Annotated in this window: 17 protein-coding genes; 8 read left to right on the top strand and 9 right to left on the bottom strand. The window is 39.2% G+C overall.

From position 1 onward, the window contains the following. Positions 1-20: 20 nt before the first annotated feature. Positions 21-539, bottom strand: coding sequence for a DUF721 domain-containing protein (locus tag AACV01_RS09610; protein ID WP_046334661.1), 519 nt, complete (start codon positions 537-539; stop codon positions 21-23). 43 nt (positions 540-582) lie between these two features. Between AACV01_RS09610 and secM the strand changes: the two genes are divergently transcribed. Together secM and secA are read left to right on the top strand one after the other, a co-directional pair. Continuing rightward, a complete protein-coding gene (gene secM, locus AACV01_RS09605; RefSeq protein ID WP_004244104.1) occupies positions 583-1,110 on the top strand; it encodes a secA translation cis-regulator SecM in 528 nt (175 codons plus the stop codon). A 107-nt stretch (positions 1,111-1,217) separates the two neighbouring features. Beyond that, the gene (gene secA, locus AACV01_RS09600) at positions 1,218-3,926 is read left to right on the top strand and encodes a preprotein translocase subunit SecA (protein WP_004244101.1); all 2,709 of its coding nucleotides are present in this window, start codon (positions 1,218-1,220) and stop codon (positions 3,924-3,926) included. Between the two features lie 142 nt (positions 3,927-4,068). On the opposite strand, the gene hpmA is transcribed toward secA, so the two are convergent. Further along, entirely contained in the window at positions 4,069-8,805 is a 4,737-nt protein-coding gene (gene hpmA, locus AACV01_RS09595; RefSeq protein WP_161682775.1) for a calcium-independent hemolysin HpmA, read from the bottom strand. A gap of 33 nt (positions 8,806-8,838) precedes the next feature. Then, complete coding sequence (gene hpmB, locus AACV01_RS09590; RefSeq protein ID WP_017827186.1) at positions 8,839-10,524, bottom strand: hemolysin secretion/activation protein HpmB; 1,686 nt, start codon at positions 10,522-10,524, stop codon at positions 8,839-8,841. Positions 10,525-11,221: 697 nt separating this feature from the next. On the opposite strand from hpmB, the gene mutT reads away from it, so the two are divergent. Next, positions 11,222-11,617 (top strand): 8-oxo-dGTP diphosphatase MutT, encoded by a 396-nt coding sequence (gene mutT / locus AACV01_RS09585; protein WP_017627934.1) that lies wholly within the window; start codon positions 11,222-11,224, stop codon positions 11,615-11,617. A 52-nt stretch (positions 11,618-11,669) separates the two neighbouring features. Here mutT and yacG read toward each other — a convergent pair whose 3' ends face one another. The 6 genes from yacG to ppdD all read right to left on the bottom strand — a co-directional run bounded on the left by yacG (position 11,670) and on the right by ppdD (position 16,426). Beyond that, positions 11,670-11,885 carry a DNA gyrase inhibitor YacG gene (yacG, locus tag AACV01_RS09580; RefSeq protein WP_004244091.1) on the bottom strand — a complete coding sequence of 72 codons (216 nt, stop codon included), beginning with the start codon at positions 11,883-11,885 and terminating at the stop codon, positions 11,670-11,672. Between the two features lie 52 nt (positions 11,886-11,937). Next, positions 11,938-12,690: a cell division protein ZapD gene (gene zapD / locus AACV01_RS09575; protein ID WP_004244089.1), complete on the bottom strand. Its 753-nt coding sequence runs from the start codon at positions 12,688-12,690 to the stop codon at positions 11,938-11,940. A gap of 2 nt (positions 12,691-12,692) precedes the next feature. Next, positions 12,693-13,307, bottom strand: a complete 615-nt coding sequence (gene coaE / locus AACV01_RS09570; protein WP_004244087.1) for a dephospho-CoA kinase — start codon at positions 13,305-13,307, stop codon at positions 12,693-12,695. Between the two features lie 277 nt (positions 13,308-13,584). After that, a complete protein-coding gene (locus AACV01_RS09565) occupies positions 13,585-14,784 on the bottom strand; it encodes a type II secretion system F family protein (protein ID WP_104836636.1) in 1,200 nt (399 codons plus the stop codon). Beyond that, the gene (locus AACV01_RS09560; protein WP_020946015.1) at positions 14,781-15,884 is read right to left on the bottom strand and encodes an ATPase, T2SS/T4P/T4SS family; all 1,104 of its coding nucleotides are present in this window, start codon (positions 15,882-15,884) and stop codon (positions 14,781-14,783) included. Before AACV01_RS09560 ends, AACV01_RS09565 begins: the two co-directional genes overlap by 4 nt. Before the next feature lie 98 nt (positions 15,885-15,982). Continuing rightward, entirely contained in the window at positions 15,983-16,426 is a 444-nt protein-coding gene (gene ppdD, locus AACV01_RS09555) for a prepilin peptidase-dependent pilin (protein WP_036971246.1), read from the bottom strand. A gap of 210 nt (positions 16,427-16,636) precedes the next feature. Here ppdD and ampD point away from each other — a divergent pair, with 210 nt between their 5' ends. From ampD to lpdA, 5 genes are all read left to right on the top strand, one after another. Continuing rightward, positions 16,637-17,179, top strand: coding sequence for a 1,6-anhydro-N-acetylmuramyl-L-alanine amidase AmpD (gene ampD, locus AACV01_RS09550; RefSeq protein ID WP_161682773.1), 543 nt, complete (start codon positions 16,637-16,639; stop codon positions 17,177-17,179). A gap of 326 nt (positions 17,180-17,505) precedes the next feature. Beyond that, positions 17,506-18,276: a pyruvate dehydrogenase complex transcriptional repressor PdhR gene (gene pdhR, locus AACV01_RS09545; RefSeq protein WP_012368227.1), complete on the top strand. Its 771-nt coding sequence runs from the start codon at positions 17,506-17,508 to the stop codon at positions 18,274-18,276. Positions 18,277-18,439: 163 nt separating this feature from the next. Next, positions 18,440-21,106, top strand: coding sequence for a pyruvate dehydrogenase (acetyl-transferring), homodimeric type (gene aceE, locus AACV01_RS09540; protein ID WP_004244080.1), 2,667 nt, complete (start codon positions 18,440-18,442; stop codon positions 21,104-21,106). Between the two features lie 12 nt (positions 21,107-21,118). Further along, positions 21,119-22,990: a pyruvate dehydrogenase complex dihydrolipoyllysine-residue acetyltransferase gene (gene aceF / locus AACV01_RS09535; RefSeq protein ID WP_017827184.1), complete on the top strand. Its 1,872-nt coding sequence runs from the start codon at positions 21,119-21,121 to the stop codon at positions 22,988-22,990. 201 nt (positions 22,991-23,191) lie between these two features. Further along, the gene (lpdA, locus tag AACV01_RS09530; RefSeq protein ID WP_004244077.1) at positions 23,192-24,619 is read left to right on the top strand and encodes a dihydrolipoyl dehydrogenase; all 1,428 of its coding nucleotides are present in this window, start codon (positions 23,192-23,194) and stop codon (positions 24,617-24,619) included. Positions 24,620-24,741 lie beyond the last annotated feature (122 nt).

The following is a 24,741-nucleotide window of genomic DNA, read 5'->3' as shown; positions in this document are numbered from 1 at the left end:
GGAAAGCACGTTAATTATCTCTAATTAGCGTCATCTTTGGCTGTACTTGTACTCTCTCCGGCAAGTGCAGCCAACCGTTCTAATCTTTCTCTTAATTTCTTCGGGCTTTTCTCTGCCAAATATTTCAATGATTGTGCACTCTCTACACTTAAATGGCGTTTTTTTACGGGTGTTGGATCTTTTAATGATGAAGTGGCACTCTTTTTTCCTGCTTTTATGCTTAAAGAAGGATTTATTTTGATGTCTATTGAGGATAACGATGGTAAAATTTCCTTTCTTAATGCAGAAAGTAATGATGGAATTTCATAACGTAATCGGGTCATCCAACTTGCGTTTGTGACTTCAATAATTAAAATAGCATTGCGATAATTGGCGACACGGCATTTACCTTGTAACGGTGCTGGTAAAAGTGCCATGACGGTACGATTTAATTTGAGTAAAATTGTTGCACGCTGTTGTATAAGCTGTAATGTGCTTTTATTGGAACCTTCAAGCTCTTTTAGGATGTTTTCCAATGATTGTGGGTAGCTATCCCGCATAGATTTTGACTCCACAAATTATAAAATTAAATAACGAAGGTTAATGAGCATTATAAATTTTTGGCGACAATTTGGCAGACGATATTTTTGGTCGCATCTGCTATTAGGGATGGTAGCAGCAGGTATTGGTATGCCTTCGCTGGTGTCTGCCCATGCTGAAAATCCATCACAAACGGATACACCTTCCTCACAAAATCGTCAAAGCCAAGCATTAATCGCTTTTGATAATTTATTCTTACGCCAGAGTGTACAGAATCCTGCTTCATCCTTCACCTTTAATTACTGGCAACAGCATGCCGTTAAAAATGTGATTAAGCAGCTCTCTTTTGCTTTTACCATTCATTCACCTGAATTGATGGTAAAAGCAAAAGATGAGCCATCACCTGTTGCGAATGTTGCTGAGGTCATGCTTGATACGCTTTATGCGTTACTGACTCAAGCGCCATCTTCTACCCTGGTTAATTTACCGATTTCCCGTGGCGTATTAACGGAAAATCGTATTTCCTATCATACCGGATTATGGCTTGCTCAGATCCGCGGTATCCGTGCTGGACCTTACCTAACAGCCTAATTGAGTTTGTTAATCTTTGTTAGATTATGCTTATCTCTATGATTTATCGTCGATAAACATAGAGGCTGTATTCGGCGTATTTACGCCATAAATGAGAATAAAGAGTTATGTTAGGTAAAATTGTAACCAAAATTTTTGGTAGTCGTAATGAACGCGCTATTCGTCGTATGCGTAAAGTGGTTGCTCAAATCAATCAACTAGAGCCAGAATTTGAAAAATTAACCGACGATGAATTGAAAGCCAAAACAGATGAGTTTCGTGAGCGTTTAAAAAAAGGTGAAAAAGAAGAGGATATTTTACCTGAAGCTTTTGCCACTGTACGTGAAGCGAGTAAACGTGTTTTTGGTATGCGTCACTTTGACGTACAGCTTATTGGCGGTATGGTATTAAATGATCGCTGTATTGCAGAGATGCGTACAGGGGAAGGTAAAACCTTAACTGCAACACTGCCTGCTTATTTAAATGCGCTATCAGGTAAAGGGGTGCATGTTGTTACCGTCAATGACTATTTGGCGCAACGGGATGCGGAAAATAACCGCCCACTATTTGAATTCTTAGGGTTAAGTGTTGGTATCAACCTCCCTAATATGGCACCACCAGCAAAACGTGAAGCTTATAACGCAGATATCACTTACGGTACAAATAACGAATTTGGTTTCGACTATTTGCGTGACAATATGGCGTTTAGCCCTGAAGAGCGTGTCCAACGTAAATTACACTATGCATTAGTGGATGAGGTTGACTCCATTTTAATTGATGAAGCTCGTACCCCACTGATTATTTCAGGGCCTGCTGAGGATAGCTCTGAACTTTATATTAAAATGAATAAAGTTATTCCTCATTTAGTGCCTCAAGAAAAAGAAGATTCAGATACCTTCCAAGGGGAAGGGGATTACTCTGTCGACGAAAAAACGCGTCAAGTGAATATTACTGAGCGTGGCTTAGTTAAAATTGAAGGGTTATTAGCCGAAGCAGGTATGATGAAAGAGGGCGAGTCACTTTACTCACCTGCTAACATCATGCTTATGCACCATGTAACGGCAGCCTTACGTGCCCATGCATTATTTACAAAAGATGTTGATTACATTGTTAAAGATGGCGAAGTTATCATTGTTGACGAACATACCGGTCGTACCATGCAAGGTCGTCGTTGGTCAGATGGTCTACACCAAGCGGTAGAAGCAAAAGAAGGTGTGAAGATCCAAAATGAGAACCAAACATTAGCGTCCATTACATTCCAGAACTATTTCCGTTTATATGAGAAATTAGCGGGGATGACCGGTACTGCAGATACCGAAGCTTTTGAATTTAACTCTATCTACCGTTTAGAAACTATCGTTATTCCAACTAACCGCCCAATGGTACGTAAAGATTTACCTGATTTAGTTTATATGAATGAAAAAGGTAAATTTGCCGCGATTATTGAAGATATTCGTGAACGTACTAAAAATGGACAACCGGTACTGGTGGGGACCATCTCGATTGAAAAATCTGAAGAGATCTCCCAAGCACTCACAAAAGCGAATATTCATCATAATGTCCTGAATGCCAAATTCCATGCTATGGAAGCAGATATCATTGCTAATGCGGGGTTACCATCAGCGGTGACTATCGCAACTAATATGGCTGGTCGTGGTACCGATATCGTATTAGGGGGAAGTTGGCAAACTGAAGTTGCGAAGCTGGAAAATCCAACAGAAGAGCAAATTGAAGAGATCAAAGCACAATGGCAAAAACGCCATGATGCGGTATTAGCTTCTGGTGGTTTACATATTATTGGTACTGAACGCCATGAATCACGTCGTATCGATAACCAGTTACGTGGTCGTGCGGGGCGTCAAGGGGATGAGGGTTCTTCTCGTTTCTATCTGTCAATGGAAGACTCCTTAATGCGTATTTTTGCCTCTGATAAAGTATCAGGCATGATGCGTAAACTGGGAATGAACGAAACAGAAGCTATTGAGCATCCATGGGTAACTAAAGCGATTGCTAATGCACAACGTAAAGTAGAAAACCGTAACTTCGATATTCGTAAACAATTACTTGAGTATGATGATGTAGCCAATGATCAGCGTCGAGCTATTTATACTCAACGTAATGAGTTGTTAGATGTTGCTGATGTCAGTGAAACTATCGACAGTATTCGCCAAGATGTGTTTACTTCGATGATTGATAACTATATTCCACCTCAATCACTAGAAGAGATGTGGGATATTGAAGGTTTAACGGCCTGTCTGCAAAATGACTTTGATTTAAATTTACCTATCAAAGAGTGGTTAGATAAAGAGCCTGAACTACACGAAGAAACACTGCGCGAACGTATTTTAGAAAAATCAATCGAAGTCTATAAAGCAAAAGAAGAGATTGTCAGTGCTGAAATGATGCGTAACTTTGAAAAAGGTGTCATGTTACAAACACTGGATTCACTGTGGAAAGAGCACTTAGCGGCGATGGATTATCTGCGTCAAGGTATCCATTTACGTGGTTATGCACAAAAAGATCCAAAACAAGAGTACAAACGTGAATCTTTTGCTATGTTCGCTAATATGTTGGAATCACTGAAATATGAAGTGATCAGCACATTAAGTAAAGTACAAGTTCGTTTACCTGAAGAAGTTGAAGAGTTAGAGCGTCGTCGTCGTGAAGAGGCGGAGCGTTTAGCTAAACAGCAACAACTTAGCCATGAAGTGACAAAAGAATCACAAATGTCTGCCGTTGATGGTCAAGTGGCATCAGGCAAAAAAGTGGGTCGTAACGAACCTTGCCCTTGTGGTTCAGGTAAAAAATATAAGCATTGTCACGGTAAATTAGGTTAATTGTCATCACACAATAGAATTTAATTATCGAATATAGCGAGTACAAGTAAAGTAACCCCCAATAGCTGGATAACCAATTATTGGGGGTTTTTCTATAAAGCGTAGCCGTGTGACTAACAGACTATGCTGGTCTTATTTTGTATTATTTCTTTTCAGAAATAGATGCTTTTGTATTGACGGTTTCATTCGTTTTAACGGGGGATTTAAAAGAAATATCTCCACCTACCAGTTGTTTTGCTAAATCCACCACAGAGGATTTCAGATCAAGATCAGCGCCGGCTTCATAATGATGACCTTCAATATTTTCTAATTTAACGCTACTTCCCCCTAAATCAACTTGGCCTTGTTGACTCACAATTTCTGCTCCGGTGAGTTTTGTCGAGCCATTCACATTTAATGATAGGTCGTTGTTGCTAGTTAAGGAGGTGGTTTTAGTGACAGCATCATTATCTACATGAGTGACTTTGATATCTGCATTAGCAGTATGACCCTCAGCACCTGTTACGATATTCTTAATACCATTACCAACTTTACCAAAACCTTGATCAATTTTGGCTTTAGTTTCATCACTGATACCTGTTTTATCTGCAAGAGTTGAAGAGAGGGAATTGTATTTATCAGAGATAGCATCGGTTGATGATTTAATTCCTGAATCAATCGTATCTTTGATGGTTTTCTCTAATAATGACCCTCCGGCTTTAGCCGTTTTATTCACTTGGCTTGATTTAGGATCGTTGGTGTGGTTATAGCCAACATTGACGCCAACAGTGACATGGCGATCACTCTCTTTTTGGCTAGCAATATTGAGTGAACCACCGACATTACCCGTAACGCTATCAGCAGTCACATTAGCACCAGATAGTGTCAGATCTTTATTACTATTAATCGTTAATGTACCTGTTTCTAAGGTTGCATTTTGGTGGCTCGTTTTTTGTTGATCTTCCACATTAACCAGTAATTTACCCCCTATGTTATGAATAGAGGTCGCAGGTTTCTCCTCTGTAACTTCTTTTGGGGTGGTATTGGTTTTTTTGCCATTAAAGCCAATATCTGTTCCCCAATTGTTTTTATAATCAGTAGACTGTGCGGATGTGATCTCGATATCACCGGATTGTGATGTTAGCTGAGTATCTTTACTATTAACTTGTGCTCCTTGAAGATGGACGCTACTGCCATTAATCGTTAAGTTTCCTGAGTTATTAATCGTTCCTCCTTCTCGAGATACGCTTTTCTCATCTTGTTTACCAATAGCAAATTGGGCACTGCCTAAACCATTCACAGATGAAGCATCATCGGTCATTTTTTTACCAAAGCCTGCTTGTACTCCTCCAGATAAATTATTGCCTTTTTCAGTACGTTCAGAGCTCGCTGATTGTAGGTCGACTTTATTAGTTGCATTTAATGCAATATCTTGTTCGCTACTTAAATGAGTACCTTGTAAAGTCAGGTTATGCCCAGCGTTTAATTCAATACCTTGAGAGCCAGTGATAGCGCCCACTTTTGCGGTAGTCTGCTCTTTGCTGTGATGAGTGGTCCCTGCATTGAAACCTCCACCATAGTCTTTACTCTCTGGCGTGGTGCCCACTTTCAGATTTGCACTACCATTAACATTAGATTGACTTTCGCTATGAGTATCAGTCGCCTGTGCAAGAGTGAGATCACCCCCCGCATTGATAACTGTTTTGCCCTTTTGTGCATCAAATTGAGCACCTTCATAATGGGCATCTTCACCTACATTAATCGAAATATCGCCATTTGAGGTAAATTGGCTACCTTTAGCCTTTGTTTCCATTAAGGCGTTATCAGTTGTTTGGCCTTCACCTTTAATAGCAACGGTAATATCACTGCCCGTTTTGGTACTGACACCAACTTGTCCACCGCCTTTTGTTTCATGGAATGTCGTTTGATGTTTATCTTGCGCGACCTCACTTGTGTGGGTGTTTGCTGTGAGAGAAATACCCTCTTGGGTTGATTGATAGTGAGTACCTTGATCATGTAACTTATTATTACTATCAATGTTGATTTTTCCTGCATTGATAGAGGTTGAAACGGCTTGGCTATCAGTTTGTGATTGCTGACTACCACCACCTTTAATACCCACTTCAACACCGACATTGGGGGTCTCTAAATTGCTAAGATTAGCTAAATTAGCAATTGCATCTCTTGCTGTAACTTTTTTAGTTAAATCGGTATTGTTACCCGGTTTGGTTGTGTTAACACCATCTTCGATTGCTTTCTTAACTGGCTTAGTTACACCGCTATAATCAAGATTAACGCCAACATCGATACCAACATTTAAGCTGTCAGTTTTAGATGTTTCACTATCATTGACGGCAAGATGCTGAATATTTTCACCAGACTCTTGATAACGCCCCTCAACATGGTGAGAAGCCCCTTCGTGAAGCAAATCTTTGTTCGCGGTAATAGTCAAATCACCTGCAACCTCTGTTTGGCTGCCTCTATTTTTTGTTACCTCTGTTTGTGTATGTTGTTTGTCATATTGAAAATCGGCTTTAGAACCGACTTTATCTACACCTCCTGTGTAGCTAAAACCTCCTGAAATAGTGGTATCTGTGTTGTCCGTTTGTTTTTTATTTTCCGTGCTAACAAAGGCAACATTATCACCCGTAATAGAGGCATTCCCTGCGGTAGTCTTTAGATCAGATCCCGCAAAAGTCACATCTTTATTCGCTTGCAGATCAACATTGGCGCCACTAATGGTTGAGTTAGCTTGCTCTGTTTCAGTACTAGTATTTTTATTGGTGGTATGAGTGATATGAAAGCCCGCACTATATTGCTTGTCTTCAACTTCTTTGGCGTGCCCAGTAATGGCTAATGATGTTTTTTCATCATCAATCTTAGTGACTTGTTGTGCTGATTTAACGTTGATATCACCTAAAGAATGAATACCTAATTTATCAGCGCTTTTGATCAAACTACCAATGACATTAACATCATTGCCACTGACAACGGTCAATTGTGCATCGGAAATGAGTTCACTACCTGTAGATGTTTGTTTATTAGTTTCATTTTTATGTGAACTTTTAGTGATATTAAACGCGGTTCCTGTGCGTTCATCGATTTTACTGATGGTTTCACTCAGCGCATTATCAATGACGACATCACCTTGTGTGGTTTTAACAAAAGCACCTTGGTTGCCTTTTACTTGGCTACCGGTAATGTTGACATTGTTATCTGCAGCAAGGAGCAATTGACCATCAGCGGTTAATTGTGTTGCATGACTAACTTGTTGTTGATTATTATTATTTTTATTCTGACCACCACCAATACCTCCCCACATAACATGATTATCGGTGACTGTTTTATCATTATTGGTTTTTTGGACGTTTAAATTAATGTTATCTTTGGCATTGACCAGCACATTTTCATTCGCATGCAGTTTAGCACCTTGCGCCGTTATTGAGCCTTGAGCATCTAAACCAAGATCTTTACCTGCCGTTAATTCACTGGCTTTCAACGTCTCAGTTTGGTGGCTGTTACTCCAACTACCACTTTCTAAGCGAGAAGTATGATTACGTTTATTGCCATTTTCACTACGACTTTCTTTCTCAACTAATCCATTGATATGGATATCTTTATTGGCATTAATTGCAAGGTTATTCCCCGCATTAATTTTAGCCGCGTCTAAGGTAACATCTCCTTTAGTTGCGGTTAATGTTGCATTATTTTTAGCATCAATTTGGCTACCAATTTGCTGTATTTGTTCTTTCTCTTTAGTCACATCGTATTTCCACGAGTAGAACCAGCGATTATCAATATCGGTCTCTTTTTGCTGTAGCTGTTTACCATCGATAGTTAAGTCAGCACCTTGTAAAGTGATATCATCCCCCATTAAATCAGAGGCTTTGATTTGATTATGGCTACTTGCTACTAATGTGATGTTTTTACCTTTTAATTCGGTTTTAGTGAGTGTTTGACTAGAGCCACTATTATTAACCGTGATCCCGCCACGATAGTTTTGGTAATTTTCACTGCCATCTTTATCGTAACTGTCATAACGGACTTGACTATCTGTTTGAATATTATCGGCTTTAACACTTAGGTCGTTATCTGCGGTAAATTTACCTGCTAATTTAACTCCACTACCTTCAGCCGTATTAATAATGCGGATACGACCCGATTGCATACTACCAAAGAAATAGCTATCTAATGCTGAAACGGGTTTTTGTGAAGAGAGAATATCAAAATGTTGTGAGAAGGTGTTTTGTCCAGTAAAGGCTGAAATTTCAGCAGCAGTGATTTTCCCTCTACTATCAATACGAGGAGCAATTAAGTCTAACAACCCTGTTGTATTTAAGCCATTTTTACCAAGCGATAGTAAATTTGTGTTGTTGAGGGTGCTATAGCCTTTTAGCTGACCATTTTCAAAGAGCGGATTACCAACAACTAATGAAGAGCGGCTGGTATTTATAAAACCACAACCATCACATGTGATACCATTTGGGTTAGAAAGCACATATTCAGCAGCGATACCAAAGACCTCTTGCTGACCTAATAAGAATGATGGGTTGCGGCTAACAACTTCATTCAAAATTAAAGAGGCAGCTTGACCATTTAAATTGCTGTTAGCGTTTAAATGACCCGCAAGTTGAGATTGTCCCGCTTCTAATGCGTTATTAAATACAGCCCCAGGCTTGCCAACATTGAAGTCTTGGTATTGGTTATGAGAAATCCCTTCGTTATTTGGCGTGACTATATTAATCACTTGCGTACCACCATTAACAGCAGAGACATCCGGCCCTTGATGGCCTGCATCGGGCACGATGCCATTGCCATAAGCATTAAGAGAGACAAAAATTATTGCTAAAGACGCAGCAAGTCGCCCAGAGGGTGAAAGTTTAAAGTTTTTTGATTTCATAGAGTTATCTCCATTTGTTGCTATGAATGTAGATCAAAATAAGTATGAAAATTTAACCAGTAGTTGAGTAGGATCTTTGGTTTTATTGGAATTTGTTTGGTGATACAGTAACTCGCCTTTTGCAACTTCAAGGTCGAGTTGTGCTTGTTGATATTGAATATTTAAGCCGGAGCTTAGGCCGTAACCACCTTGCCATCCTTTGTAGTTACCATGTTGTTTTACTTGACCGATATCTACCCCTATACGAGGTGTGATAGAAAAGTGGTTAAGTCGATAGGGATAGGAGAGGGTATTGCGTAAATAGCCACCGTTATCACCAGAAAGTGTGCTTTGATCAAAACCACGAATAGCGTTTTTGTCTGTTAAACTTAGCCATTCAACGCCGGGGAGTGTGTCGTGGCTGTATTGGCCTAAAAAAGTACTATTGAATAAAAATGTAGAATGCCATAGAGAAAAGCGTTGATACCAATTGGCAAATAGCTTAACTTTTGTAAAGCGATAGTCGTTACCATTACCGTTAGCGATATAGGGTGTTTCCTCTGCGCCAAACCAGCCGACCGCTTTTTCAACACTCAAATTAGTGCTCAATACGCCATTTGGAATAATCTGCAAATGATTAATCCCTAATTCAATCGTGGTTAATTTAGGGCTACTGAGATCTAAACGAATTTGGCTAAAATAGTTGCGTATACGTTTATGAGTGACTTGAATATTTAAGGTATCAATTTGTTTTTGGCTACGGCTAAAAGCATAATCGCCTCTAATACCTACTTGAGTGGTATCGCCATATAAGCTGACAGTACGTGTTTGTAATTTTTGGTGAAATTGGTACTCCGAATAACTACCAAAAGAGCTAAAAGTAAAACCACCATAAGGAATTGAATAGAGCAAAGTATAAGCACGATTAAAACGGGTATTCGGGTTATCTGTTGTTATGTTGGCATTTAAGCTTACAAAATCAGATAAACCTAATGGGCTATCTAAACTAGCATTCGTTCGTATTAACCAGCGGCCTGAATTTTTCTGTCCATAATTGTCACTAGCGATATTGAGATGCCAAGGTGATTTTCGTTGATTAGACAACTTAATGACAGAGCCCCCCAATTCGGTACCGGGAAGAATATCCACTGTGACTTTATTTGATTGCAAGCGGTTAGCTTGATCTAAGCCTTGATCGAGTGTAGCGAGTTTTAATGGTTGCCCTTTGATTCGAGGAAATAGTAGTGTGGTGTTAACACCTCGATCACCTCCTTCAATACGTTCAACAAACCCTTCAATAGCATACAGACCTAATTCGCCATGTTGGTTAGGACGTAAGAATTGGATACGTGCGGTAATATAACCATGTTGAAGATAACGCTGAGTGAGTTCTTTTACGAGGCGATTAATATCAGCACTCTTAATACATTGATCTGGTAATGGAGATAATGAATTGAGATCCTTCTCAGTAAGTAAAGTAATACCTTGAATATAAACGCCTTTTATAGGCAAACAGTGTTCTGACTCAGTAATTAAAGTTGGGGTAGGTGAAATATTTACCGCTTTTTCTTGCAGTTGCTGATAGCGATTTTGTTCTATTAATTGATTAATTTCACGTTGGCTATCTTGCAATGCACGCCTTGATTCACTGATTGAGCCTAAATTTCCTGTTTCATTTGCGCTTAATCCACTGGTAGAAAAACAGCTTAATAGTGTTAATAAAACAACTTTTTTTTTCATTTTACCTCGAGATAAAGGTATTAATTCAAATATAATAATAGGGCTTTAATATATATAGATAATAAATAATGTTTTATTATTATATTGAAATTAAAAATAATAAATACCAGTTACTCTTTAATTGAATATATTTTTAAAATTGATGGATTTAAGTAAAACTTTCCCTTTTTTTAGTATTAACTATCAATAAACGTAAAATAATCAGTATGATTTTGTTAGAGAGAATAAGCGTTATCTACAAATAAAATCATTTGTTTAATTTTTATTGTTATTGTATTTGTTGTGATTTTTGCTATGTAAATTACCAGTTAGAAAAAATCAATTAACCAAAAAATAGGTTTTTTAGAGAAAAAAGAAGAATACTGAGAGCGGTTTTGAAAATATTTAATTAAGTTAAAAGCGACTTTTCATTTGTTGGCAGTGATTTATTTATTTCATTATATAAAATATTCATTCTGTGAATAATTATTTCATTTTAATAAATAAAATATAAAAGCATTTATACTTTTACTATTTATTTATCTTAATAAATAGTGATGATTGAGTTTAAACGAAAAGAGTCCAACTTTTGCGGGTCGTTCATCAGGGGAGGGAGCAGATGCCGAATAGTGAAGAAAGAAAATCAACCTCATACTATTGGATCTACGGTATAATGGTGAAGTTTGTCAGTGAAACGTATGATCTAATAAGGCTGTTTATGATAGATAAAAAAAAACTACATATTGCTGCAGGTGTGATTTGTGATAAGCAAAATAATGTATTTATTACCCAACGCCCTTTGACATCTCATATGGGAGGATATTGGGAGTTTCCTGGTGGAAAACTAGAAGATAAAGAGACGCCAGAGCAGGCATTATACCGTGAGTTGCAAGAAGAAATAGGTATTAATGTGACGCAATGCCAGTTGCTTGAAACAGTAGAGCATGATTTTATTGATAGGCATATTACATTATCATTCTTTTTAGTCACTGAGTGGGAAAATAAACCTTACGGTAAAGAGGGGCAACTTTCCCGCTGGGTACCTATTATGTCCTTAAATGCCGAAGATTTTCCGCCAGCTAATCGCTCTATTGTTGCCTTATTGCAAAAATAATCAATACAGCCACTTCATGATTGTTGTGGCTGTATGAGTATGCTATGGGCGTTTAATTAAACGGCTTAGGATCTTGCTCTGGCATTTCACTCCATTCATCGCTGTCATTGCTTTCGCTTTGACTTGGAATTCGCTTCTCTTCAGCCGCCCATTCGCCTAAATCGATTAACTGGCAACGCTTACAACAAAAAGGACGATAAGGGCTACTTTCATCCCATATTACCTCGGTTCGGCATGTTGGGCATTTCACTATTAATTTTTCGCTCATTATCTCTCCTGAATTTAATTGAGATGATTTCTGTTGTTGATATTAAGCTATATTAACAACATGAAATCTCAAAAGGTAGTTCAGAAGGGATTGTGCCATGCTCACTATCAAGAGGCAAAAAGCGAATAGCATAACGGTTTTTGTGTCCTGAGACTTGAGGGTAAATTTGCTGGCTGGCAAGTAGCTTGATCCGCAATAATTCACCTTCTTCCGTACTGTCTTGATAAAAACCATTATGGCTTAATACCGGTTTAAATGTATCTGATTGACGAATAAGTGTTAATAGGGCATTTAATGCATTTTGTAGAGGATATAACCCTTCCTGCCAACAAGTTAACTTTTCAGTACGCACCGTTTGAGGAAGATTTAACCACAAATGCAAAGTAGGGACATCAAAGCTACAACATCCTCCCGGAATGCTGAGGCGTTGTTTTACTAAGCTGATGATTTTATCTTGTTTTAAATGTTGTCCAATACGTGGTGCTTTACTTAATGCGCAAGCACTTTCTGATAACTCATTAATAATATGACTGACAATCTCTTTATCGACATTAGGAAAGGATAACCACTGTTGCAGTTTTTTTTGTCTTTTTTCTAACTCTTTAAGTAGCTCTGCGCGGATCTCCCCGCGATCTAAAACTTCAATAAATTCTGAAACGGCACGAAAAAAAGATAATGCAGAAGATAATGAATTAATAGATTGAAAACTATTTAATTGAATTAATGAGTTTTCAATTCTAAGCCATGAACGCATTTTCTCATTAAGCGGGTGTTCAAAAATAATTGTTGAGGTTTCTTCACTCATGGCTATTGTCCTGTATTGCTTTTTTGAGCTAATTCTAAGTAATGCTGATGAAGTTGTTTTATTTGTTCATCTTGATTTAAGCTATTATCGTGATTTTCAATAATATCATCAGCAACGGCTAATCGTTGTTCTCTTTTAGCTTGGGCTTGTAAAATTTTGAGTACATGATCTCGGCTTACACCATCACGTTGCATAGTTCTGGTAATTTGTTCTTCTTCAGTCACATCAACCACAAGAATACGATCGGCTAAATGTGTTAGTTTATTTTCAACTAATAAAGGAACAACCCAAATAAAATAAGGGGCGCGAATTTGTTGAATTTGTTTTTGCGTCTCTTGTTGTATCAGTGGATGGAGTAACTGGTTTACCCACGCTTTTTCTTGTTGATTTTGAAAAATAATATGACGTAATTGTGCTCTATTTAACTTGCCATCAGGCAATAAAATTGTGTCACCGAAGTGTTGCTGTAAGGCTTTTAATCCCGGCGAATCTGGCTCTACCACTAATCGGGCAATGACATCCGCATCCACAAGAGGGACGCCGAGTGAGGCAAAACCATTAGCGATGGTCGTTTTACCACTACCAATACCACCTGTAAGAGCAACTGTATAAGTCATTGCGTTCGTCTATTTTTAATTAATCAAAATTTACTGTTGATTGCGATATTCTAAAGCTTAAACTGATTTTTATCACAAGATAATAACCGCAATATTTGGGTTTTATTCAGTTATTATGATAAGCGATTTTCTGCTACCCTGACAGCCTAGCTTACAGTAAGTGGCTAAATCTTCGCTTAATCGGCTATTAATATATCAAAATGTAATGGTGATGCATTGTATCACTGATATTTTGATTATTAGACGCATTGTTAACGACTTTAGGATATTGCTAGCATCAATGTATGGTATCACCTAGTTGTAACACCGGAAGATACATCGCAATAATAAGCGTGCCAGTAATCAATGCGATCAGTGTCATTAAAATAGGCTCAAGCCATGTTTTTACACTATCAAGACGTTCTTCTAATTGATGATAAAACCAGTGGGTAAGTTGCTGGCAAAAAAACTGTAGTTGTCCAGAATTTTCTGCTGAAGAGATAAATTGATAACAGATTGGCGGGAATAGAGGATTATGTCGCATAAATGAGCTAAGTGATTTGCCTTGAGTAATATGCGCTATCATATCAGTGAGTGCTCGTTGATACAGTGAATGCGTTAATTGCTCTGTAATAATTTTTAATCCCTGTAATAGTGGTAATCCAGCTTGTTGTGTAATCGTCATTATCTGAAAAATAATATGTAGCTGGTGATATCTTAATAAGATGCCCAAGTAAGGAAGATTAAGCCAACATCGTTGTTCAATGTCGCGAAATTTAGCACTATGGTGTTTAATAGTGTAATAGCTATAAGAAATTATTAATATAAACAGCAGGATAATTAAACTATATTGAGAAAACCATTGAGAACATCTAATTAAGGTTAATGTTAGCATCGGTAGCTCAGTATTAAATGCACTGTATAAAGATTGATATTCAGGTAAAACATAGATCAACATAGATATTGTAATAACGATTAATGTTAATAATAAGAATAGAGGATACTGAAAAGCTTTTATTATTTTTTTTATTAAATCCCGCTGGTTTTTTAATTGCGTTGTTTGTAATAAGAGAACTTCATCAAGTTTACCACTCTCTTCGCCAATATAAATAAAATGGGTTAAATTAGCAGGAAAATAGAGTGGATAACGACTTAACTGTTTAGATAGCGCGCCTCCTTGATTGAGGTGAAAAATAATATCATTTAAAACACATTGCCAATGTAAATAACGACATTCTTCTTTAAGCAGTGTTAATGCGGGCAAAAGTGCTAAGCCTGAATGAAGTAATAACGCTAACTGTTCAAGAAGTTGAATGCGGTATTGTTTATCACTATTTTGAAAGATTATTACCCTATATAGGCGAATTTTTACTGGTAATTTTTGTTGTTGAATAAGTTGATCAATAACTTCATGTTTAGATTGAGCGACAACGTTGCCACTTAGCCATTTTCCTTGATAAGTTAATGCATTATAGCGATAGATAAAATGTAATTTCATTCAATATCTCCGACTACTTGATAAACTTCATCTAAAGACGTGATCCCCTTCTTTATCAGTTCAATACCTGAGTTAAATAGTGCGTAAGGTGAGGGAAGTGATTGCTTGGCAAGTTCAAAACAATCATAAATAGCTGTTCTGCCTTTGTAGCCGGAATAACAAAATTGACAACCTGTTGCTTGCCAATTGGGTAATATAATTTGTTGATTATTAATAATGAAATTTCTCTGTTCAGGTGATGGGTATTTACAGTTGCTACATAAGCATCGAACTAAACGTTGAGAAATAATTAATTTTACACAAGAGTCGATTAAATCTTTTGCGATGCCTAAATTAGCCAAACGGGCGAGTGTTGCTTGGGTAGAGTTAGTATGCAGTGTTGATAAAACTAGGTGGCCTGTTTGTGCCGCTTTTATTGCTATTTCTGCTGTTTGTTGATCACGTATTTCACCTATCATAATAACATCGGGATCTTGGCGTAATAGTGCTCGTAATATTGTTGCAAAAGTAATACCGGCTTTTTCTGTTATTTGTGTTTGATTAATGCCCTGGAGAGGTAATTCAATAGGATCTTCAATACTATTAATATTACGATTATCTTTATTTAAATATTGCAAACAACTATAGAGTGTTAAAGTTTTACCACTCCCTGTGGGGCCGGTGACTAAAATCATTCCCTGAGGTTGAGTAAGATATTTTTTTAATAGTGTTAAGTGTATTGTTTGAAAACCTAACTGTGCTAATTGTGGCTGTTGCAGATTATTCATGAGCCGCAACACTATTTTTTCTCCATATAAAGTAGGAAGTGTCGCAACACGTATTGAATAATTGTTTTTCTGGTAAGACCAATTAAATTGACCATCTTGTGGTAGGCGTTTTTCGGCAATATTAATATTCGCGAGAATTTTTAAACGTGTCAGGATCTCGTCAGCTAATTGATTGTCAGGGGGAGAAAATAACACTAGATGATTATCAATTCTCGCGCGAATTCTCAGGCTATTTTGTTGTGGCTCTAAATGAAGATCAGAAACACGTTGAGCAAGACTGTGACGTAACAATTGCTCAATAAACTCTGTTGCTGTATGGATAGTATTATTCATGAAAGCTCTTTTTTACGATAAATGATTTATGGATGGTAAGGGCTAGAAACAGAGCCTATTGGCTTTTCCACCTTTGTTGAGGTTGTCGTTTGATTGGTTTAATGAGATTTAAAAACCTTATGGCATAGCGTTTGTAACGCGGTGTTAGTTGATGTGCAGTTAATTTGCCATTGGGGAAGTGTCTCTTTACTGTTTGTTGCAGGAGTCATTACGATGGTTAGCCCTTCTAGTTGAGCCTTACCTTTTGCACTAATAACGCCATTGGCAACATGAATATCAGTAAGGTATCGACTACGAAATTGTTGAGGCATAAAACTGGCATCAGCATGGCATTGGTTATATTGATGTTCATAGTGACAAAGTTCCACTGCAGAACGATAAGGCGACAGGGTTTGTAATACATCAGTTAAGGCGGCCTTTTGGATATAACCATGATAAGCAGGGATCGCCACTGAGCTTAAAATTGAGATAATGGCAATCACAATCATTAATTCCATTAGCGTGAATCCATTCTCTGTTGAGTGATAATTTAATGTATTCATTTTTCTCTCCTTGATAAATAACCTGTTGAAGTATGAGAAAAAAGCGTTTTATTGGCGAATAGAGAAGCTAAGAATTGAGTAAAATATCGAAAAGAAAAAGGCGTGATACAAAATTAACCACTATTATTGAGAGCAAGTTCGCATTAATTGGCGGATATTATTAATAAAAATAGCTAATATGATTTTAAATGTAGAAAAAAGAGGGGTGTTGTGGAGATTAAGCAAGGCTGGCTAACGGGAGTAAAGCACGTTCCATCGCCAAATTATGACAATAGACCTGAAGGCGAAATCCCTTCATTGTTGATTATCCACAATATCAGTCTTCCTCCTGGGCAATTTGGTGGACCTTATATTGATCAACTGTTTACCAATACGCTTGTTGTTGATGATCATCCTTTTTTTAATGAGATTGCACATCTGTGTGTTTCTGCGCACTGTTTAATTCGCCGTGATGGTGAAATTGTGCAATATGTGCCTTTTACGGCACGAGCGTGGCATGCCGGGGTTTCCTTCTATAAAGGGCGAGAGAAATGCAATGATTTTTCGATTGGTATTGAGCTAGAAGGAACCGATGAGTGTGACTTTACGTCGCAGCAATATCAGCAATTATCGACACTCACTCAGCAACTTATTGAACACTATCCGGGCATTAAAGAAAATATTACCGGACATAGTGATGTTGCACCTGGTCGGAAAACAGATCCAGGACCTCATTTTAATTGGTCATATTACCGAGCACTATTAGCAAAATAACATAACAAAACGCATTAATAATTGATATTTTTGCATTGATAATCAATATATGAATGCTGTCACGCTTCAGTGTGACTGTTTATGTGTTTAATCAATGTTAAAAAATAGTGTTTTTAATCTTTTCTAATAATGCGATCTAGTTATCAAATTTGATGAATTTATCAAATAATTTGTTAAAATTTGCAGGTTTTTATGATTTCGCTCAACAACTGTATGGACAGTTAGTAAATACTTTGTTACTTTATTATCCATTACATTAAATTGGTATTACCAATTGACATTTCAATAACCAAGGTAATAGTTATCCAATAATGGCTTCTAGCAATATGGCTTACACAAAGATCCGCCAACCAAAGCTTTCTGATGTGATAGAACAACAACTTGAGCATCTTATTTTAGAAGGCACCCTACGTCCGGGGGAAAAACTCCTGCCTGAACGTGAGCTGGCAAAGCAATTTGATGTATCGCGTCCTTCATTGCGTGAAGCAATCCAAAAATTGGAAGCAAAAGGTTTTTTATTACGCCGCCAAGGTGGTGGAACCTTTGTGCAAGATAACCTTTGGCAAAGCTTTAGCGATCCTCTCGCTCAACTCCTCAGTGGGCATCCAGAATCTCAATTTGATCTGTTAGAAACACGCCATGCCCTTGAAGGTATTGCGGCTTATTATGCTGCATTACGCGGTACTGATGATGATCTTGAGCGTATTAAAGCCAGTCATGCTCGCATTATTGATGCCCATGATAAAGGGGATATCGCAGCGGAGTCGGATGCGGTATTGCAATACCAATTAATCGTTACGGAAGCTGCTCATAATGTCGTTTTGCTACACTTATTAAGGTGTATGGTGCCAATGCTTGAGCAGAATATCCGACAAAATTTTGAGTTTCTTTATACACGTAAAGAGATGTTAACTGCTGTAAGTGAGCATCGCACACAGATTTATCAGGCGATTATTAATAGAGAGCCAGAAGCAGCCCGTGAAGCTTCACACCGCCATCTGGCCTTTATTGAAGATGTTTTGTTGGATATGAGTCGTGAACATACTCGTCGTGAGCGTTCTTTACGCCGGCTCCAACAACATCCTGATTTATTTTAGTAGCACAGATCCTGACCGCTGAGTCTGTACTACCTATCTCCCTGCAATATTCAGGGGTAGCGGTAATAACAGCAGGGCCTATCTTCCCGTCATATCCCCGTGGTATCACGGGAAGATAGGCTCCTATAACCATTAGAAACAGATAACAGATAAGGAATACACCATGTCAGATATGCTGAAAAATGACGTGGATCCGATCGAAACTCGCGATTGGTTACAAGCGATCGACTCGGTCATCCGTGAAGAAGGTGTTGAGCGTGCACAGTTCCTGATTGATCAGGTATTAAAACAAGCCCGTAATGGCGGCCTTGATATTGCTTTAGGTGGCTCTGTACACAGTGATTATATCAATACTATTCCTGTTGAAGATGAACCCGCTTACCCTGGCAATCTGGAATTGGAACGTCGTATCCGTTCTGCTATTCGCTGGAACGCAGTAATGATGGTTCTGCGCGCGTCCAAAAAAGATTTGGAACTCGGCGGGCACATGGCGTCATACCAGTCTTCTGCAACTTTATATGAAGTTTGCTTTAACCACTTCTTCCGTGCTCATAATGACAATGATGGCGGTGACTTAGTTTACTTCCAAGGTCATATCTCTCCGGGGATCTACGCACGTGCATTCTTAGAAGGGCGTCTGACTGAAGAGCAATTAAATAACTTCCGTCAAGAAATTGGTGGTAAAGGTTTATCCTCTTATCCACACCCTAAATTAATGCCTGAATTCTGGCAGTTCCCAACCGTTTCAATGGGCTTGGGGCCACTATCTGCGATTTATCAAGCAAAATTCTTGAAATACTTAGATCACCGTGGCTTAAAAGATACCACTAAGCAACGTGTTTATGCGTTCTTAGGTGATGGTGAAATGGACGAGCCAGAATCTAAAGGTGCTATCACTATCGCTGTACGCGAAAAATTAGATAACCTGTGCTTCGTGGTTAACTGTAACTTACAGCGTCTTGATGGCCCAGTTACAGGTAACGGCAAAATTGTTAACGAATTAGAAGGTATCTTCGCCGGTGCTGGCTGGAATGTGATCAAAGTGATGTGGGGCGACCGTTGGGATGCACTACTACGTAAAGACACTTCCGGTAAACTGATCCAGTTAATGAATGAAACACTGGATGGTGACTACCAGACTTTCAAATCTCGCGACGGTGCTTATGTTCGTGAGCATTTCTTCAATCGTTACCCAGAAACTGCCGCATTAGTTAAAGATATGACTGATGACGAAATTTGGGCGTTAAACCGTGGTGGTCACGATCCGAAGAAAGTTTTTGCGGCATTCCAAAAAGCCAAAGAAACCAAAGATAAACCAACCGTTATTTTAGCTCAGACCATCAAAGGTTATGGTATGGGTGAAACGGCAGAAGGTAAAAACATCGCTCATCAAGTGAAAAAAATGAACATGGACGGTGTGAAACATTTCCGTGATCGTTTCAATATCCCTGTTAGCGATGAGAAAGTAGCAGAACTGCCTTATATCACTTTTGATAAAGATTCAGAAGAGTACAAATATCTGCATGCTCGCCGTCAGGAACTCGAAGGTTACTTACCTGCTCGTCGTACTCGTTTTGATGAAAAATTAGAAATTCCTACACTGGAAGATTTCAGCCAGTTATTAGAAGAACAATCTAAAGAGATTTCTACTACTATCGCATTCGTTCGTGCGTTGAACGTAATGTTGAAAAACAAATCTATTAAAGATCGTTTAGTCCCTATTATTGCTGATGAAGCACGTACTTTTGGTATGGAAGGTCTGTTCCGTCAAATCGGTATCTACAGCCCGAATGGCCAGCAATATACGCCTCAAGATCGTGAGCAAGTTGCTTACTATAAAGAAGACGTTAAAGGTCAGATCCTGCAAGAAGGTATTAACGAACTGGGTGCGGGTGCATCTTGGTTAGCGGCTGCAACATCTTACAGCACTAACAACTTGCCAATGATCCCATTCTATATCTACTACTCAATGTTTGGTTTCCAACGTATTGGTGACCTATGTTGGGCTGCGGGTGACCAACAAGCACGCGGCTTCTTAATTGGTGGTACTTCAGGTCGTACAACGCTAAACGGTGAAGGTTTGCAACACGAAGATGGTCATAGCCATATTCAATCACTGACTATTCCTAACTGTATCTCTTACGATCCGGCCTTCGCGTATGAAGTTGCTGTCATTATGCAAGATGGTTTAGAGCGTATGTATGGTGATAAACAAGAAAACGTTTATTACTACATCACAACGTTAAACGAAAACTATCATATGCCAGCAATGCCAGCTGGAGCAGAAGAGGGTATCCGTAAAGGTATCTATAAACTGGAATCTCTGGAAGGCGCGAAAGGTAAAGTTCAGTTACTGGGTTCTGGCTCTATTTTACGTCACGTACGTGAAGCGGCACAAATTCTGTCAACCGAATATGGTATTGGTTCCGATGTGTACAGTGTAACATCATTCACTGAATTGGCTCGTGATGGTCAAGATTGTGAACGTTGGAACATGCTACATCCATCAGAAGAGCCTCGTGTACCATACATTGCTCAAATCATGAATGATGCACCAGCTGTTGCTTCAACAGACTATATGAAACTGTTTGCAGAACAAGTTCGCACTTATGTGCCAGCTGACGACTATCGTGTCTTAGGTACAGATGGTTTCGGTCGTTCAGATAGCCGTGAAAATCTGCGTCACCACTTTGAAGTTGATACTTCTTATGTGATTGTTGCTGCATTAGGCGAATTAGCTAAACGTGGTGAGATTGATGTGAAGGTTGTTGAAGAAGCAATCAAAAAATACAACATCAACCCTGAAAAAGTAAACCCACGTCTGGCGTAAGAGGTAAAGTGAATGTCTATTGAAATTAAAGTCCCTGATATCGGTGCAGATGAAGTTGAAGTCACCGAAGTGATGGTGAAAGTCGGTGATCGTATTGAGGAAGAACAATCCTTGATCACCGTAGAAGGCGATAAAGCGTCTATGGAAGTGCCATCACCACAAGCGGGTATTGTTAAAGAGATCAAAATTGCCGTGGGCGACAAAGTCGAAACTGGCTCTCTTATCATGATCTTTGATACTGAAGAGGGTGCTCAGGCACCCGCTCAAGAAGCCGCTCCTGCGCCTTCTGCTGCCGCACCTGCTGCGAGCGAACTGAAAGAAGTTCATGTACCAGATATCGGTGGTGATGAAGTTGAAGTCACCGAGGTGATGGTCAATGTAGGTGATACCATTTCAGAAGAGCAATCTCTGATCACGGTTGAAGGTGACAAGGCTTCAATGGAAGTCCCTGCACCTTTTGCTGGCGTAGTAAAAGAGATCAAAATTGCTGTCGGTGATAAAGTGAGCACAGGCTCTCTTATCATGGTATTTGAAGTAGCAGGTAGCGCGCCAGCACCTTCTGCATCAGCTCCGGCTCCTGCAGCATCAGCACCAGCAGCCTCTGCTATTAAAGATGTTAATGTGCCAGATATCGGTGGTGATGAAGTTGAAGTCACCGAAGTGATGGTGAAAGTGGGTGATACCATTGCAGAAGAGCAATCTCTGATCACGGTTGAAGGTGATAAAGCTTCTATGGAAGTTCCAGCACCTTTTGCCGGTGTAGTAAAAGAGATCAAAATTGCTGTCGGTGATAAAGTGAAAACAGGCTCACTGATCATGACCTTTGAAGTTGCCGGTGCCGCACCAGCAGCACAAGCGCCAGCAGCGCCTGCAGCCTCTACATCAGCAGCACCAGCACCTTCTGCTCCAGCAAAAGCGCCTGCTTCTGCACCAGCAGCAAAAGAAGAATTTGTTGAAAACGAAGCTTATGTCCATGCAACACCTGTTATCCGCCGTTTAGCACGTGAATTCGGTGTGAACTTAGCGAAAGTTAAAGGAACAGGTCGTAAAGGACGTATCTTACGTGAAGACGTTCAGTCTTATGTGAAAGAGTTAATTAAACGTGCTGAATCTGCACCTGCTAATGCCGGTGGTGGATTACCAGGTATGTTGCCTTGGCCGAAAGTTGACTTCAGTAAATTTGGTGAAATTGAAGAAGTTGAACTAAGCCGTATCCAGAAAATCTCTGGCGCTAACTTAAGCCGTAACTGGGTAATGATCCCTCATGTTAATCTGTTTGATGAAGCAGATATCACAGAGGTTGAAGAATTCCGTAAACAGCAAAATAAAGAAGCTGAGAAGAAAAAACTGGATGTTAAGATCACGCCATTAGTCTTTGTGATGAAAGCAGCGGCTAAAGCACTGGCTGATATGCCTCGCTTTAACAGCTCAATTTCAGAAGATGGACAGAAACTGATCCTGAAAAAATACATCAATATCGGTATCGCCGTAGATACACCTAACGGTTTAGTTGTACCTGTGTTTAAAGATGTAAACAAAAAAGGCATCTTAGAGCTATCTTATGAATTAGCAGAAGTTTCTAAGAAAGCACGTGCAGGTAAACTGACTGCATCTGATATGCAAGGCGGATGCTTCACTATTTCTAGCCTTGGTGGTATCGGTACTACCGGTTTTGCACCAATCGTTAATGCGCCAGAAGTTGCGATTATGGGACTGTCTCGTTCTTCGATGAAACCAGTCTGGAACGGTAAAGAGTTCGTACCACGCTTAATGTTACCAATGTCATTATCTTTCGATCACCGTGTGATTGATGGTGCTGACGGTGCTCGATTTATCACTCTGATTAATCAGTACATGAGCGATTTACGTCGTTTGGTAATGTAATCATCTAAACCGGTGCTAAGCGCCGGTTTCTCTGATTGCCGTGACAGATTTTGCAGTCATACATTCTAGGTTGTGAGATCTGTCATGTTAGAGCGCTTTTCAGTTTATTAACATTTCTGTAAACTGCATGCGGTATGTAAGTCTCGGTGTTAAATATGGATTATCGTCTGACTCGCCGGACAAATAAATAATGAGGTCACGATGAGTACTGAAATTAAAGCACAGGTAGTGGTTCTCGGTGCAGGCCCTGCGGGTTATTCCGCGGCGTTCCGTTGCGCTGACTTAGGTTTAGATACAGTTTTAGTTGAACGTCACTCTACATTAGGTGGTGTTTGTCTGAACGTGGGGTGTATCCCTTCTAAAGCGTTACTCCACGTTGCTAAAGTAATCGAAGAAGCGAAAGCATTATCTGAACACGGTGTCGTTTTTGATGCACCGAAAACAGATATCGACAAAATTCGCATCTGGAAAGACAAAGTTATTTCTCAGTTAACCGGTGGCTTAGCTGGCATGGCTAAAGGCCGTAAAGTAAATGTTGTTAACGGCGAAGCTCGATTCACAGGCTCACATACATTGTCTGTTGAAGGTAGTGAAGGTACAACAACAATCACTTTCGAAAATGCTATCGTTGCCGCAGGCTCTCGTCCAATCGAATTACCTTTTATTCCACATGAAGATCCACGTGTGTGGGATTCAACAGATGCACTACAACTGAAAACAGTACCAGAGCGTTTACTGGTCATGGGTGGTGGGATCATCGGTTTGGAAATGGGTACTGTTTATCATGCGTTGGGTTCACAAATTGACGTGGTTGAAATGTTCGACCAAGTTATCCCAGCGGCAGATAAAGACGTAGTTAAAGTCTTTACTAAACGTATCAGCAAAAAATTCAATCTGATGCTAGAAACCAAAGTGACTGCGGTTGAAGCAAAAGAAGATGGTATCTATGTTACAATGGAAGGCAAAAAAGCACCTGCTGAGCCTCAACGTTATGATGCTGTATTAGTTGCTATCGGTCGTGTACCAAATGGTAAATTATTAGACGCAGGTAAAGCTGGTATTGAAGTTGATGATCGTGGCTTTATCCATGTTGATAAACAAATGCGTACTAATGTACCTCACATCTTTGCTATTGGTGATATTGTTGGTCAACCAATGCTGGCACACAAAGGTGTTCATGAAGGTCACGTTGCTGCTGAAGTTATCTCTGGTAAGAAACATTACTTTGATCCAAAAGTTATTCCATCAATCGCTTATACTGAGCCAGAAGTTGCATGGGTTGGTATGACTGAAAAAGAAGCGAAAGAGAAAGGTGTTAGCTATGAAGTAGCAACTTTCCCTTGGGCAGCATCTGGTCGTGCAATTGCATCAGACTGTGCAGATGGTATGACTAAACTGATTTTTGACAAAGAAACCAACCGTGTTATCGGTGGGGCAATTGTCGGCTCTAACGGTGGTGAACTGTTAGGTGAAATTGGTTTAGCTATTGAAATGGGTTGTGATGCTGAAGATATCGCATTAACCATCCACGCTCACCCAACGCTATACGAATCAATCGGTATGGCTGCGGAAGTATTTGAAGGTAGCATCACTGACCTGCCAAATCCAAAAGCGAAAAAGAAAAAATAAGTTGATTTTATAATCAAGACAAAGTGTAAATGTTAAGAGCCAAGTTCATTATGAGCTTGGCTCTTTTTTCATTATGATGGATTAAACAACATAGGAATTTAATTTGATACGATATTATTTTT

Origin of the sequence: Proteus sp. G2609, assembly GCF_963896135.1 — a bacterium.
Taxonomy (GTDB): Bacteria; Pseudomonadota; Gammaproteobacteria; order Enterobacterales; family Enterobacteriaceae; genus Proteus; species Proteus mirabilis.
The sequence above is the reverse complement of the archived record's forward strand: the minus strand, read 5'-3'. Positions and strand labels throughout refer to the sequence as shown.